Annotated in this window: 13 protein-coding genes and 1 pseudogene; 9 read left to right on the top strand and 5 right to left on the bottom strand. The window is 71.2% G+C overall.

Annotated features, from left to right (window positions below):
- A pseudogene (locus tag ABT232_RS02315) lies at positions 1–684 on the bottom strand (hypothetical protein); the annotation flags it as partial.
- A gap of 92 nt (positions 685–776) precedes the next feature.
- Here ABT232_RS02315 and ABT232_RS02310 point away from each other — a divergent pair.
- Entirely contained in the window at positions 777–2,192 is a 1,416-nt protein-coding gene (locus ABT232_RS02310) for an FAD-binding oxidoreductase (protein ID WP_351834603.1), read from the top strand.
- Between the two features lie 11 nt (positions 2,193–2,203).
- On the opposite strand, the gene ABT232_RS02305 is transcribed toward ABT232_RS02310, so the two are convergent.
- A complete protein-coding gene (locus ABT232_RS02305) occupies positions 2,204–2,614 on the bottom strand; it encodes an SsgA family sporulation/cell division regulator (protein WP_351834600.1) in 411 nt (136 codons plus the stop codon).
- A 263-nt stretch (positions 2,615–2,877) separates the two neighbouring features.
- On the opposite strand from ABT232_RS02305, the gene ABT232_RS02300 reads away from it, so the two are divergent.
- Both ABT232_RS02300 and ABT232_RS02295 read left to right on the top strand, forming a co-directional pair.
- The gene (locus ABT232_RS02300) at positions 2,878–4,497 is read left to right on the top strand and encodes an RDD family protein (protein ID WP_351834597.1); all 1,620 of its coding nucleotides are present in this window, start codon (positions 2,878–2,880) and stop codon (positions 4,495–4,497) included.
- Between the two features lie 78 nt (positions 4,498–4,575).
- Positions 4,576–5,310, top strand: a complete 735-nt coding sequence (locus tag ABT232_RS02295; RefSeq protein WP_351834594.1) for an RDD family protein — start codon at positions 4,576–4,578, stop codon at positions 5,308–5,310.
- A gap of 33 nt (positions 5,311–5,343) precedes the next feature.
- Here the strand turns inward: ABT232_RS02295 and ABT232_RS02290 are convergent, their stop codons facing one another.
- A complete protein-coding gene (locus ABT232_RS02290; RefSeq protein WP_351834591.1) occupies positions 5,344–5,598 on the bottom strand; it encodes a hypothetical protein in 255 nt (84 codons plus the stop codon).
- A 402-nt stretch (positions 5,599–6,000) separates the two neighbouring features.
- On the opposite strand from ABT232_RS02290, the gene ABT232_RS02285 reads away from it, so the two are divergent.
- Positions 6,001–8,346 carry an immune inhibitor A domain-containing protein gene (locus ABT232_RS02285; RefSeq protein WP_351834588.1) on the top strand — a complete coding sequence of 782 codons (2,346 nt, stop codon included), beginning with the start codon at positions 6,001–6,003 and terminating at the stop codon, positions 8,344–8,346.
- 121 nt (positions 8,347–8,467) lie between these two features.
- Positions 8,468–8,809, top strand: coding sequence for a hypothetical protein (locus tag ABT232_RS02280; RefSeq protein ID WP_351834585.1), 342 nt, complete (start codon positions 8,468–8,470; stop codon positions 8,807–8,809).
- A gap of 20 nt (positions 8,810–8,829) precedes the next feature.
- Here ABT232_RS02280 and ABT232_RS02275 read toward each other — a convergent pair whose 3' ends face one another.
- Positions 8,830–9,417, bottom strand: a complete 588-nt coding sequence (locus ABT232_RS02275; RefSeq protein WP_351834582.1) for a nicotinamidase — start codon at positions 9,415–9,417, stop codon at positions 8,830–8,832.
- A 132-nt stretch (positions 9,418–9,549) separates the two neighbouring features.
- On the bottom strand, positions 9,550–10,974 hold the full coding sequence (locus ABT232_RS02270) for a nicotinate phosphoribosyltransferase (RefSeq protein WP_450871772.1): 1,425 nt from the start codon (positions 10,972–10,974) through the stop codon (positions 9,550–9,552).
- Between the two features lie 8 nt (positions 10,975–10,982).
- Between ABT232_RS02270 and clpS the strand changes: the two genes are divergently transcribed.
- The 4 genes from clpS (at position 10,983) to ABT232_RS02250 (ending at position 14,320) form a co-directional block, all read left to right on the top strand.
- Positions 10,983–11,348 (top strand): ATP-dependent Clp protease adapter ClpS, encoded by a 366-nt coding sequence (gene clpS, locus ABT232_RS02265; RefSeq protein ID WP_351834579.1) that lies wholly within the window; start codon positions 10,983–10,985, stop codon positions 11,346–11,348.
- Between the two features lie 26 nt (positions 11,349–11,374).
- Positions 11,375–11,977 (top strand): DUF2017 domain-containing protein, encoded by a 603-nt coding sequence (locus ABT232_RS02260; protein ID WP_351834576.1) that lies wholly within the window; start codon positions 11,375–11,377, stop codon positions 11,975–11,977.
- 362 nt (positions 11,978–12,339) lie between these two features.
- Positions 12,340–13,764 carry an amino acid permease gene (locus tag ABT232_RS02255; protein ID WP_351834573.1) on the top strand — a complete coding sequence of 475 codons (1,425 nt, stop codon included), beginning with the start codon at positions 12,340–12,342 and terminating at the stop codon, positions 13,762–13,764.
- A gap of 133 nt (positions 13,765–13,897) precedes the next feature.
- Positions 13,898–14,320 (top strand): M67 family metallopeptidase, encoded by a 423-nt coding sequence (locus ABT232_RS02250; RefSeq protein WP_351834570.1) that lies wholly within the window; start codon positions 13,898–13,900, stop codon positions 14,318–14,320.
- Positions 14,321–14,322 lie beyond the last annotated feature (2 nt).

Raw genomic sequence — 14,322 nt, 5'->3', positions numbered from 1 at the left:
GGCTTCCGCCGTGCCCTTGGCTTCCGCCGTGCCCTCGGCTTCCGCCGTGCCCTTGGCTTGCGCGGCGCCCTCGGCTTCCGCCGTGCCCTTGGCTTCCGCCGTGCCCTCGGCTTCCGCCGTGCCCTTGGCTTGCGCGGCGCCCTCGGCTTCCGCCGTGCCCTTGGCTTGCGCGGCGTCGCCGGACCTGGCCGGGCCCTCCGCCCCGGCCGTGGCTGCGGCCGTGGCTCCGGGCTCGGTCGAGCCCTGCGCCTTGGCCGTACCCCGGCTCCTGGCAGTGCCCTTGGCCTTCCTCGCGCCTTGGGCCTTCGCGGCGCCCTCGCCCTCGGCCGAGCCCTCAGCCGAGTCCCCGCCCTTCACAGCACCGTCGGCCTCAGCCGTCCCGCCAGCCGCAGCGACCCCCCGCGCCTCAGCCGCCCCCCGCTCCTTCGCCCCGCCCCGCGCCCTCGTCGCGCCCCGGACCTTGGTCGTGCCCCGGACCTTGCCCGTCCCGCGCGCCTTCCCGGCCGTCGTCCCGCGGGTCCTGGCCGGGCCCGACGGCTCCGCCGTACCGCCCGTCGTCTCGTCCGGCGTACCGCCCGCATCCGGCGTATCCTCGGCACCTCGCGGTCCCTCACCCCCACCCGTCCCCTCGTGCGCCGTGTGCTTCACGTCCGTCGGGCTCCCCGCCTTCTCCGCGATGTCCATGGCGCTTACTGTGCGTCAATACGACGAGCGCACCCGGGCAGGCGAAGGGTGGTGGCGACGGGGTTCACACCGATGGCCCCCGGTGCGACGCTGTGATCATGAGCCGTATCGAAGCCGCACCCGAAGAGGGCCGCGCAGCCGAAGGCCACCTCGTCGACCGGCTGCTCGCGGGACTGCCGGCCGAGGCCGTCCTGACCGACCCCGATGTCACCGCCTCCTACGCCCACGACATGGCGAGCTTCTGCCCGGCCGGCGCCCCGGCCGTCGTCGTGCTGCCGCGCACCGTCGAGCAGGTCCAGCACGTCATGCGCACCGCGACCGAGCTGCGCGTCCCGGTCGTCCCGCAGGGCGCCCGCACAGGACTCTCGGGCGGCGCCAACGCCTCCGAGGGCTGCATCGTGCTGTCCCTGACGAAGATGGACCGGATCATCGAGATCAGCCCGGTCGACCGCATCGCCGTGGTCGAGCCGGGGGTCGTCAACGCCGCCCTCTCCCGCGCCGTCGGCGCACACGGCCTCTACTACCCTCCCGACCCCTCCAGCTGGGAGACGTGCACGATCGGCGGCAACATCGGCACCGCCTCGGGCGGTCTGTGCTGCGTGAAGTACGGGGTGACCGCCGAGTACGTCCTCGGCCTCGACGTCGTCCTCGCCGACGGCCGGCTCATGTCCACCGGCCGCCGCACCGCGAAGGGCGTCGCCGGCTACGACCTGACCCGCCTGTTCGTCGGCTCCGAGGGCTCGCTGGGCATCGTCGTCCGTGCCGTCCTCGCCCTGCGGCCGCGGCCGCCCCGGCAGCTGGTGCTGGCCGCCGAGTTCGCATCGGCCGCGGAGGCCTGTGATGCCGTGTGCCGGATCATGGCGGGCGGCCATGTTCCGTCACTCCTCGAACTCATGGACCGTACGACGGTGAAGGCGGTGAACGACCTCGCGAACATGGGGCTTCCGGAGTCCACCGAGGCCCTGCTGCTCGCGGCCTTCGACACCCCGGACCCGACCGCCGACCTCGCCGCGGTCGGCGCGCTGTGCGAGGCCGCCGGCGCCACCCAGGTGGTCCCGGCCGACGACGTCGCCGAGTCGGAACTGCTGCTCCAGGCCCGCCGGATGTCGCTGACCGCGCTCGAAGCGGTCAAGGGCACGACGATGATCGACGACGTGTGCGTGCCCCGCTCCCGGCTCGCCGACATGCTGGCCGGAGTGGAGCGCATCGCCGAGAAGTACGACCTGACCATCGGCGTCTGCGCGCACGCGGGCGACGGCAACACCCACCCCACGGTGTGCTTCGACGCCCAGGACCCCGACGAGTCCCGGCGCGCCCGCGAGTCCTTCGACGAGATCATGGCCCTCGGCCTGGAACTCGGCGGCACCATCACGGGCGAGCACGGCGTCGGCGTGCTGAAGCGGGAGTGGCTGGCCCGGGAACTCGGCCCTGTGGGGCTGGAGATGCAGCGGGCCGTCAAGCAGGTCTTCGACCCCCTGGGCATCCTCAACCCGGGCAAGCTCTTCTGACCCGCCTCCGTTCACTGGGCGAGCAGTTCGGCGAGTTCGTCGTCGATGCCCAGCTGCTCGCCCTCCGTCCCGGGCGGCACCACCCGCAACGTCCGCTCCAGCCAGGACGACACCTGCGCCGCCGGTCCTTCCAGCAGGGCGTCCCCGTCGGGCGAACTGAGCGCCATCAGCACGACGTTGCGGCCGTCGGTCTTCGTCGGCCACACCCGCACGTCCCCGTGTCCGCACGGCCGGAACACCCCCTCCACCAGCAGCTCCCGGGCGAACGTCCAGTGCACCGGATACTCGGAGTTGATGTGGAAGGCGATGTGGACGGCGTACGGGTCGTCGGTGCGGTAGCCGAGCCGGGCGGGGACGGGGATGCTGTGCTCGGGGGACAGGACGAGCCGCAGCTCCAGTTCGCGCTCCACGACGGTGTACATGGCGTTTTCCTCTCTCGTACCGATGGTCGGCGCGGGCCGCCGGTGGGCCCGTACGGGTGGAGAGAGGGCAGGTGCTCAAGCATTACGCGGGTTCACCGAACTTTTTTCCGCCCCCGCCGCGCCCCTCGCCGCGCTCGCCGCGCCGGGGTAGCACAACCGTGCTCGAAAGGGGTGGGTACGGCGGGACGGGCGGTGCGGGTTGCGCCCGTCTGATAGATGTGGAGACCCCCAGTACACCCCCGAGCAGATACGGGACGACGGACATGAGCGCCCCAACCCCGGCCCCCGGCGACGACAGGCCCCGCGAAGGGTATTACCCGGACCCCTCCATCCCCGGATATGTCCGGTACTGGAACGGTGCCGCGTGGGTTCCGGGCACCAGCCGTCCGGCCCCGGCCGACGGCGAACCGCTCGCCCCGCCGGCCGGGGCGCGCCCGGCCCAGCCCTCGGTCGAGGAGACCGGGCCGCACTTCTTCGACGAGGACCCCGTCGAACAGCCCGCCCCGCAGGAGCCGGCGTCCGCGTGGGGTGCCGACCGCGCCCGCCAGTCGGGCTTCGGCGGCGAACAGGACCGCCGGGTCTCCTGGGGCGCGCCGCAGGGCGCCGACCCGCGCGTCGCGGCCGACAGCGCCCCGGAACCCCGTACGCCGGAACCCCGAACGCCGGAACCTCGCGGCCCCGAACCCGGTACGTCCGAGCCCCACACCCCCGCGCACCCGCCCGCCGCGTCCGACGGCGGCGCGGAGTCGGCCGCCGCCGCGGCCGGGAGCACCTTCGTGTTCCGCCGGCCGACGGGCAACGGCCAGGCCGGCGACGGCGGTTCGGCGGCGGGCGCCGGTACTGCCGGCCCCCGCGACGAGGGCACCATGACCTTCCGCGCGGTCGGCCCGCGCGCGCAGGGCCAGGCGGGCGCCGCGGCCCCCTCGATCCCGGCGAACCCCGTCGCCCCGGGCACCCCGGGCACCCCGGGCACTCCCGGAACCCCCGCCTCCGGCGCGCCCGGCTTCGGCGCGGGCAAGGCCGCGGCGGCCCGTGCCGCGACACCCCAGCCCCAGGCCCAGCCCCGGCCCCAGGCCCAAGTCCCGCCCCAGACCCCGCAGTCACCGGCGGCCCACGCCCAGTCTGCCGCCCCCTCCACGCCTTCCACGCCCTCCGCCCCGGCCGGCCCCCAGCAGCAGCCGGCGGCCGGTGCGGGCTTCCCGCCGCGCTCCGCGCAGGTGCCGCAGCAGGCCGTCGCCGCCACGCCGGTGACGGCCGGTCCCGGCGGCGGTCAGGCGTCCTGGGCCCAGCAGGTCCACCAGCTCGCCGGGTCCGGCGGCGCCGCCGCCGAGGAGCAGCCGGTCGCCCCGTGGAAGCCCCCGGTCGAGGACGTGTTCCAGGCGGCGGCCCGGCGGCAGTCGGAGGCCCGTCCCGCGGGGCTCGGCAAGCGGCTGGCGGCGCGGTTGATCGACACGGTCGTCGTCGCGGGCGTCACCGCGGTGGCCGCCGTACCGCTCGGCGCCAAGGCGCTGGACCACGTCCAGGACAAGGTCGACCAGGCCAAGCTCTCCGGCGAGACGGTCACGGTGTGGCTGCTGGACGGCACCACCTCGGCGTACCTCGGCATCGTGCTGGCCGTCCTGCTGGTCACCGGCGTCCTCTACGAGGCGCTGCCGATCGCCAAGTGGGGCCGGACCCTGGGCAAGAAGCTGCTCGGCCTGGAGGTCCGGGACATCGAGGCGCACCAGCCGCCGTCCTTCGGCGCCGCGCTGCGCCGCTGGCTGGTCTACAGCGTCCCGGGACTGCTCTGCGTGGGGCTCGTCGGCGTCCTGTGGTGTCTGGTCGACAAGCCGTGGCGGCAGTGCTGGCACGACAAGGCGGCGCGTACGTTCGTGGCGGGATGACCGCCCGGCGGAGGCGGCCGTAGCCCGTACGGCCGCCCGCCGGATGCGCCGGGTGAGGCTTCGCGGTCCACTCGGGCCATGACCACCGAACCGCCCCCCGGCTCCGGCGGACAGCCTCCGGAAGACGATCCGTTCAGGAAACAGCCCCCGTCCGGCCCGGGCCAGGGCTCGCCGTACGACCCGCCGTCCGGCGGCGACACCCCGTACGGCGGCCAGCCGCCGCCCCCGCCCGGCGGAGGCGGCCCGTACGGCGGCGGAGGCCCCTACGGCGGCGGCCCGCCCGGCGGTGGCCCCTACGGGGGCGGCCCGTACGGCGGCGGTCCCTACGACGGCGGCTACGGCGCCCCCGAGGACCCGCTCGCCGGCATGCCGCCGCTCGCCGACAGCGGCAGGCGCACGCTCGCCAGGATCATCGACATGATCCTGGTAGGAGCGGTGATCGTGCTGCTCAGCTGGCTCTTCAATGTCAACGAGTACGACGTGACCGGCGACGACATCGACACGGGCAAGTCCTTCGGCCAGTCCGCCATCGCGGCCGTGCTCTACATCGCGTACGACACCTTCATGACCGCCAGGACGGGCCAGACGCTCGGCAAGAAATGGCTGAAGTTGCGCGTGGCCAATCTGGACAACGGCGCCACGCCCTCCGTCCAGAACTCACTGATCCGCGCGGCCGTGCTGTGGCTGCCGTTCGCCTTCTGCTGCGCCTGTGTGTGGACGGCGATCACCGGCGGCTGGAGCTTCTTCGACAAGCCGTACAAGCAGGGTCTGCACGACAAGCCGGCCAAGACGGTGGTGGTCGCCACCGGCTGAGCCGCCGCCGGGACCCGGGACGCGCCGGGTCCGTCAGTTGTCGGTGACCGACGCGGCCGCGCCGACGGGCTCCTGCGCGGGCCGGGCCGAGGGGGAGGCCGGTGCGGTCCGCGCGGGTTTGCGCGCCGGCACCGTCAGGGCGACCAGCAGCCCGAGGGCGAGCGCCGCGACGGCGGCCATGGAGATCCCGACGGTCGAACTCGTCTGCGACAGCAGCAGCATGGCGAGCGTCGAGAGGATCACGGTGCAGGAACCGTAGGCGAGCTGTGCGGCGGTCGGACGCGGCATGGCAATCGGTCCTCGGGAAAAGGGGGTCTCCCCCCGTGCCTCTCGCCGTGGGGGAGGTGCGGACAGGCATATGTGTTCGTCAATCTATTCGGCTGCATGCCCGAGTGGAGCGAAGCGTAAGCGTGAGATGACCAACAGTGCCGGAGCACGGGGGGCGCATCGAGTCATGGTGTCCACCCAGTGGACGGCCGGACGCGCCCGCTGGGCGGGTAGCGGGATGTTCGCTGAGCGGAAGCGGAACACCGCATAATGCAATTGACCTGTCCAAGTCAAGGTCTGTCTTTTCTTCTCAACCTCTAGTCCAATGACGTCACTTGACTACACGCGTTGATCACGGGCACGCGGACCCCCCATGCCAGGACTCCTTCCTTCCGCATGCCCGAACGCGGGGGAGGATCTCAAGTGACCAGCAGACCCTGGACGTTCCGAGTGACCGCTACCGCGGTCGCGCTCGCGGCGGCCACCGCGACCTTCTCGACCTACGGCGTGGCCCAGGCCGACCCGGCCGGACCCGAGAAGGCCGCGAGTGTCGACCGGCAGGACCCGGCGTCCGTCAAGGCCCACGAGGAGCACGACCTCGACGGCCCGCTCAGCAAGACCCAGGAAGCCCAGCGCGAAGAGGCCCTGAAGCAGGTCATCTCCGGCAAGGCCGAGATACAGAAGCGCGACGGCTCCCACGTCGTCGAGCTGACCAGCCGCAAGGGCGCCGGAAAGTACGTCGAGCTGGGCCGGGAGAAGACGGACAAGATCTTCACCATCCTGGTGGAGTTCGGCGAGCAGACCGACCCCCGCTACGGCGGCACCCCCGGCCCGCTGCACAACAAGATCGCCGCACCGGACCGCTCGAAGGACAACAGCACGGCCTGGCAGGCCGACTACGACCGCGAGCACTACCAGAACCTGTACTTCGGCGACGGCGCCGACTCGATGAAGACCTACTACGAGAAGCAGTCCTCGGGCCGCTACTCCATCGAGGGCGAGGTCTCCGACTGGGTCAAGGTCCCCTACAACGAGGCCCGCTACGGCTCCAACAAGTGCGACCCCGACAACTGCGCCTGGTACGCGGTGCAGGACGGCGTCACCGCCTGGGTCGAGCAGCAGAAGGCGGCCGGGAGGACCGACGCCGAGATCAAGGCCAAGCTCGCCGAGTACGACCAGTGGGACCGTTACGACTTCGACGGCGACGGCGACTTCAACGAGCGCGACGGCTACATCGACCACTTCCAGATCGTGCACGCCGGCGAGGACGAGTCCGCGGGCGGCGGCGCCGAGGGCGAGGACGCGATCTGGGCGCACCGCTGGTACGCCTTCGGCACCGACCAGGGCGCCACCGGCCCCGCCGGCAACAAGCTCGGCGGCACCCAGATCGGCGACTCCGGCATCTGGGTCGGTGACTACACCATCCAGCCGGAGAACGGCGGACTCGGCGTCTTCGCCCACGAGTACGGCCACGACCTCGGCCTGCCGGACCACTACGACACCCAGGGCGGCGAGAACTCCACCGGGTTCTGGACCCTGATGTCCTCCGGCTCCTGGCTCGGCACCGGCAAGGACACCATCGGTGACCTGCCCGGCGACATGACCGCCTGGGACAAGCTCCAGCTGGGCTGGCTCGACTACGACACGGCGAAGGCCGGGAAGAAGTCGAAGCACAAGCTGGGCGTCGCCGAGTACAACACCAAGAACGCGCAGGGCCTCGTGGTCGAGCTGCCGCAGAAGGCGGTCACCACCGAGATCGTCACCCCGGCCCAGGGCGCCACGCAGTGGTGGAGCGGCAGCGCCAACAACCTGAAGAACACGCTGGCCCGTTCGGTCGACCTCACCGGCAAGACCTCGGCGGCCCTCACCCTCGACGGCTGGTACGAGATCGAGAGCGGCTACGACTTCCTCTACGCGGAGGTCTCCACCGACGGCGGCGCGAACTGGACCGCCCTCGACGGCACGGTGGACGGCAACCCGGTCCCGCGGGACGGCAGCGGCAACCCGGCCCTGACCGGCACGGTCGACGGCTGGAAGAAGCTGGCGTACTCGCTCGACGCGTACGCGGGCAGGAAGATCGACCTGCGGTTCCGCTACTCCACCGACGGCGGCCTGGCGATGAAGGGCTTCACGGCCGACAACGTCGCCGTCACCGCCGACGGCACCGCGCTGTTCACGGACGGCGCCGAGACCGAGGACGCCGCCTGGAAGGCGACCGGCTTCACCCGCGTCGGCGCCTCCTTCACCAAGGAGTACGCGCAGTACTACCTGGCCGAGAACCGGCAGTACGTCTCGTACGACAAGACCCTCGCGGTCGGCCCGTACAACTTCGGTTCCGCGGTCCGCCCGGACTGGGTGGAGCACTACCCGTACCAGAACGGCCTGTTGATCTGGAAGTGGGACACCTCGCAGACCAACAACAACACCAGCGAGCACCCGGGCGTCGGCCTGCTGCTGCCGGTGGACTCCCACCCGGCGCCGCTGAAGTGGTCCGACGGCACGCTGATGCGCAACCGCATCCAGGCCTTCGACTCGCCGTTCAGCCTGTACCGCACGGACGCCCTCACCCTGCACAAGGCGGACGCCGTGACCCGTGTCCCGTCGTCGAAGGGGGTGCCAATCTTCAACGACCACACCAGCGCCTACTACGACGAGGCGACCCCGACGGCCGGCGTGAAGATCACTGACACCAACACCAAGATCAAGATCGTCCAGGAGGCCCTGGACGGCTCCACGATCAAGGTCGAGGTCGGCCCCGCGCTGAAGTAGTCAGCGTTTCCCCAGCTCAGAAGCGTATCGGCGGCAACCCCTTGGCGGGTCGCCGCCGATCGTGTTTAGGTGCGTGCTGTGGTTCTCTTATTGACACCGGCTGACACGGGGGGATGACCGCATGGCCGCAGGAGGTTTCTGCAAACTGCCGAACGGCACGGTGGTGGTGGCGCTGAACCTGCCCAGCCCCGCCGCCGGCCCGGGTGGGGGCGACCCCTCCGGGGTACGGGTCCTCGTCCACGCCCAGAACCGGGCGCGCGCCCTGACCAGGCTGCGCAACCTGGGGCTGCGGGCGGTCTACCTGCGGGGCAACGCGGCCCCGCCGACCCCGGACGAGATCACCGCGGTCCTGCACCACCCCGACGGCCTGATATGGCGTACGGCCCCCGACAACGGTGTCGTGATCACCGAGCTGTGGCATCCCATCCGGGCACTGCTGCGCCGGCCCACCGCCCAGACCTGACCCGTCCGCGCGGCGGCGGGCTACTGGACGACCGGCTTGCCGGTCAGTTCCACGCCCGCCTCGCGCAGCTCCTCCAGCGCCCGCTCGGCGGTGTCCTCGGACACCGCCGCGGTCAGATCCAGCAGGACCTGGGTGCGGAAGCCCTCGCGCGCCGCGTCCAGGGCGGTCGCCCGCACACAGTGGTCGGTGGCGATGCCGACCACGTCGACCTCGTCGATGCCCCGCTCCCGCAGCCACTCGGCGAGCGCCACCCCGTTCTCGTCGGTCCCCTCGAAACCGCTGTACGCGGCCGAGTACGCGCCCTTGTCGAAGACCGCGTCGATCGCACCGGAGGCGACCGCGGGCGCGAAGTTCGGGTGGAAGCCGACCCCCTCGGTGCCCGCGACGCAGTGCGCGGGCCAGGAGTGCACGAAGTCGGGCTCGTCCGCGAAGTGGCCGCCGGGCGCGATGTGGTGGTCGCGGGTGGCCACCACGTGCCGGTATCCGGCGGGAGCCTGCCCGATCAGCTCGGTGATCGCGGCGGCCACGTCGGCACCTCCGGCCACCGGGAGGCTGCCCCCCTCGCAGAAGTCGTTCTGCACGTCTACGACGATCAAGGCGCGGCGCATGGTCGGTGTCCTTCGGCTATGGGTTCTCGGGTGTGGCACCGGGGCGGTCACGAGGGCTCGGGGTCGGTCGCGGTCCCGTCTCGGGATGAACTTCCGAGCCTAGAGACTTCGGCCCCGGTGCGGGAGGGGGCGTCAGGGGGCGTACGGGGCCGCCCCCGGTCGGCTGCCCGTCTCCGCGTGCAGGTATTCCGTCGGAAGGACGGGTTCCCCGCGCGAGAGCTGGGTGGCGGACAGCGGCAGATTGGCCCGGGCCGCCGCGTGCCGCTCCCGCGGGGCGTCCAGCGGCTCCCGTGCGACCACCTGACCGCCCTTGACCAGCTCGACCAGCAGCTGCCGTTCGGCCAGCGCGTTTGGCACCGGTCCGGTGCCGATCACCTCGGCCTCGGCGACGCCCTCCGCGTCGAGCCGCCGAGCGGCCCACTTGCGGCCGCCGACGGAGGTCTTGCCACTGCTGGACTTCTTCGCCACCGGCACCAGCGGGGCCGCCGGGTCGGCGGACTCGGCACGGGCGACCAGCTTGTAGACCATCGAGCAGGTCGGATGCCCGGAGCCGGTGACCAGCTGCGTTCCGACGCCGTACGCGTCCACCGGCGCCGCCGCGAGGGAGGCGATGGCGTACTCGTCGAGGTCCGAGGTGACGATGATCCGGGTGCCGGTGGCGCCCAGCGCGTCCAGCTGCTGCCGCACCCGGTGCGCGACCAGCAGCAGATCGCCGGAGTCGATCCGCACCGCGCCCAGCTCGGGACCGGCCACCTCCACCGCCGTGCGGACCGCCTCGGCGACGTCGTAGGTGTCCACCAGCAGGGTCGTGCCGCGGCCCATGGAGTCCACCTGGGCCTGGAAGGCGTCGCGCTCGCGGTCGTGCAGCAGGGTGAAGGCGTGCGCGGAGGTGCCGACGGTGGGGATGCCGTAGCGGAAGCCGGCCGCCAGGTCCGAGGTCGAGGCGAAGCCGCCGACGTAGGCGGCGCGGGCGGCGGCGACGGCGGACAGCTCGTGGGTGCGGCGGGCGCCCATCTCGATCAGCGGGCGGCCGTCGGCGGCCGAGGACATCCGGGAGGCGGCCGCGGCGATCGCCGAGTCGTGGTTGAGGATGGAGAGGATCACCGTCTCCAGCAGCACGCACTCGGCGAAGCTGCCCTCGACCCGCAGGATCGGTGAGCCCGGGAAGTACACCTCGCCCTCCGGGTAGCCCCAGATGTCCCCGCCGAAGCGGTACCCGGCGAGCCATCGGAGGGTCTCCTCGCCGAGGATGCCGCGCTCGCGCAGGAAGGCGAGGACGTCCTCGTCGAAGCGGAAGTTCTCCACGGCGTCCAGCACCCGACCGGTGCCCGCGACCACGCCGTACCGGCGCCCTTCGGGCAGCCGCCGGGTGAAGACCTCGAACACGCTCCGCCGATCGGCGGTACCCGCCCGCAGGGCCGCCTGGAGCATCGTCAGCTCGTACTGGTCCGTGAAGAGCGCCGTCGAGGGAACACCCACCCGTCGCCCACCACCACCCTTCCGAGGAAGCGCTTCACGCTCTTCTTCATCCGGCAGCCCAAGGTCCGCTGTGTTCATGGCAAAGGATGCTACTCCTATTTCGTCAGTGTGACGATTTCTGGTCCGCGTGGCAGCATGGTCATGTGACGTCAGCCGCTCCCATCGAGATCGAACGCACCGAGTCGGCGGAGGAGGTCTCTGCCGTCCCCGAGCCGGACGTCCCCTGGGTCACGATCGTCCACAACGACCCGGTCAACCTCATGAGCTATGTGACGTACGTCTTCCAGACGTACTTCGGCTACTCCAAGGACAAGGCCACCAAGCTCATGCTCGATGTCCACCACAAGGGCCGGGCGGTCGTCTCCAGCGGTAGCCGCGAGGAGATGGAACGCGACGTGCAGGCCATGCACGGCTACGGCCTGTGGGCCACCCTCCAGCAGGACCGCAAGTAGCCGGTCGGAAGTAGCGAATCGCCTCCATGCCAGGAACCTTCGAACCGCTCCCCGGCGGCGGCGCGGCCGTCGCCCTCGACGACGTCGAGATCTCCATCATCCGCTCGCTCGCCGTCCAGCTCCTGGAGCTGATCGGGCCAGGACCCGCCGAGGACGCGCCCGACGACCCGCTCGCCGAGCTGTTCGCCGAGGGCCCGAGCGAACCGCCCTCCGACCCGGTGCTGCGCCGCCTCTTCCCGGACGCCTACATCGACCCCGAGGGCGCGCCCGGCCCGAAGGAGGCCGAGGAGCGGAAGGAGTACTCGGCCGAGTTCCGCCGCTACACCGAGAACGACCTGCGGGCCGGCAAGCGCGAGAACGCCCTCGCGGTGATCCGCTCCCTGGACGGGCTGACCTCCGCCGGTGACGGCGGGGCGGTGCTGAAGCTGTCCCCGCAGGAGTCCCGGCAGTGGCTCGGCGCCCTCAACGACCTGCGCCTCGCCATCGGCTCCCGGCTGGAGATCACCGACGAGGACGACTCCGACCTGCTCTACCGGCTGCCGGACGAGGACGCGCGCAAGCCGATGGTGATGGCCTATCTGTGGCTGGGCGGGCTCCAGGAGACGCTGGTCTCGACGCTGATGCCGTGACACGGCGTCGCTTTCTCCCTGTTTGATCGGATCGGGCGTTCGCTCAGCGGACGCTCAAATCCGGATAACGATCCTGTCACCGCTGTGGTGGCCTATGTCCCACTCGTGCGCCCTTTGTCCGGTTCTCCCTGTGCCGTGCGCCACATGTCGGACGGGTGATCACTGTTGCGGCCGTGATAAATCTTCACGACCGCCCGGCGAACACCACCCATGTTCCGTCGGGTGCGCCACCGAGCCGACGACCGTCGGCCAGGCACGAGCGGGTTCGCGAATCCCGCTCAGCTCCATCAATCCGGGGGGATCGTGACCCGATCCGAGGCCGACGAGAGGCCTGGGTCGGTATGGAGAAAGGCGCACCACACATGACCTCTGTGCAGGTCGACAAGGAGAACACCTCCGAAGAGGGGTACGAGCGGGGACTCGGCAGCCGCCAGGTCCAGATGATCGCCATCGGCGGCGCCATCGGCGTCGGCCTCTTCCTGGGTGCCGGGGCGAACATCGCCAAGGCAGGTCCCAGCCTGATCTTCATGTACGCCCTCGCGGGCGTCATCATCTTCTTCATCATGCGGGCACTGGGCGAGCTGCTGCTCTACCGTCCCGTCTCGGGCTCCTTCGCGGAGTACTCCCGGGAGTTCCTGGGCCCGTTCTTCGGCTACTTCACCGGCTGGACGTACTGGCTGATGTGGGTCGTCACCGGCATGGCCGAGCTCACGGCCGCCGCGATCTACGTCAACTACTGGTTCCCGGACATCCCGCGGTGGGTCACCGCCCTGGCCTTCCTGGTGATCCTCTTCGGCGTCAACCTGATCTCCGTGAAGCTCTTCGGTGAGCTGGAGTTCTGGTTCTCCATGGTCAAGGTCACCGCGCTGATCGGCATGATCGTCATCGGCCTGGGTGTCCTCACCTTCGGCTTCAGCTCGGCCGGCGACACCGCCGCCGTCTCCAACCTGTGGGCCTTCGACGGCTTCTTCCCGAACGGCGTCGGCTCGTCCCTGATGACCCTCCAGGGCGTCATGTTCGCCTACCTCGCGGTCGAGCTGGTCGGCGTCACGGCCGGCGAGTCGGAGAACCCGGAGAAGACCCTCCCCAAGGCGATCAACACCCTGCCGTGGCGTATCGCGCTGTTCTACGTCGGCGCCCTCACCGTCATCCTGTGCGTGGTGAAGTGGACCGAGTTCGCGCCCGGCGTGAGCCCGTTCGTCGCCGCCTTCGCGAAGATCGGCATCCCGGCCGGCGCCGCCATCGTCAACTTCGTCGTGCTGACCGCCGCCCTGTCGTCCTGCAACTCCGGCATGTACTCCACAGGCCGCATGCTGCGGAACCTGGCGGAGAGCGGTGAGGCCCCGGCGGCCTTCAAGAAGCTGTCGTCGACCAAGACGCCCGCGTTCGGCATCCTCGTCTCGGTGCTCTTCATGGGCATCGGCGTGGTCCTGAACTACATCGTCCCGGAGAAGGCCTTCGGCTACGTCACCTCCGTCGCCACCGCGGCCGGCATCTGGACCTGGCTGATGATCCTGATCAGCCACGTCCTGTACCGCCGTGCGGTCGACGCGGGCCGGCTGCCCGCCTCGTCCTTCCCGGCACCGGGCGGCGCCAAGTGCTCCTACGTCGCCATCGCCTTCCTGCTCTTCGTCACCGGCCTCATCGCCTACGACGCCGACTCCCGCATCTGCCTGTACGTGATGGCGGGCTGGGCGGTCGCCCTCGGCATCGGCTGGGCCGTGCTGAAGACCCGCAACCCCGAGGTCACCCAGCGCCGCGACACGGAGCTGGAGAAGGTGGGCTGACCACCACACAGGACGTCCAGCCGGAGGGAGCACTCGTGGCGCCCCCTCCGGCTGCCGCTCAGGGCGTCCGGCATATGGGCCGTTCCGTACCAACCCTCGGTACGGAACGGCCCTTCTGCTTATCCTGACGGACATGCTGACCATCACCCAGGCCCTGTACGACCAGATCGTCGCCCACGCGCGCAAGGACCACCCGGACGAGGCGTGCGGCGTGGTGGCGGGCCCGGCGGGCTCGGACCGCCCCGAGCGCTTCATCCCGATGCTGAACGCGGCGATGTCGCCGACCTTCTACGAGTTCGACTCCGGCGACCTGCTCAAGCTCTACCGGGAGATGGACGACCGCGACGAGGAGCCGGTGGTCATCTACCACTCCCACACCGCGACCGAGGCCCACCCCTCGCGCACCGACATCTCCTACGCCAACGAGCCCGGCGCCCACTACGTCCTGGTCTCCACCGCCGACACCGACGGCCTCGGGGAGTTCCAGTTCCGCTCGTTCCGGATCGTCGAGGGCGAGGTCACGGAGGAGGAGGTCCGGGTCGTGGAGGCCTACTGACC

Source organism: Streptomyces sp. NPDC001532 (assembly GCF_040298625.1).
Classification (GTDB): domain Bacteria; phylum Actinomycetota; class Actinomycetes; order Streptomycetales; family Streptomycetaceae; genus Streptomyces.
This window is presented reverse-complemented; position numbering and strand designations above follow the sequence as displayed.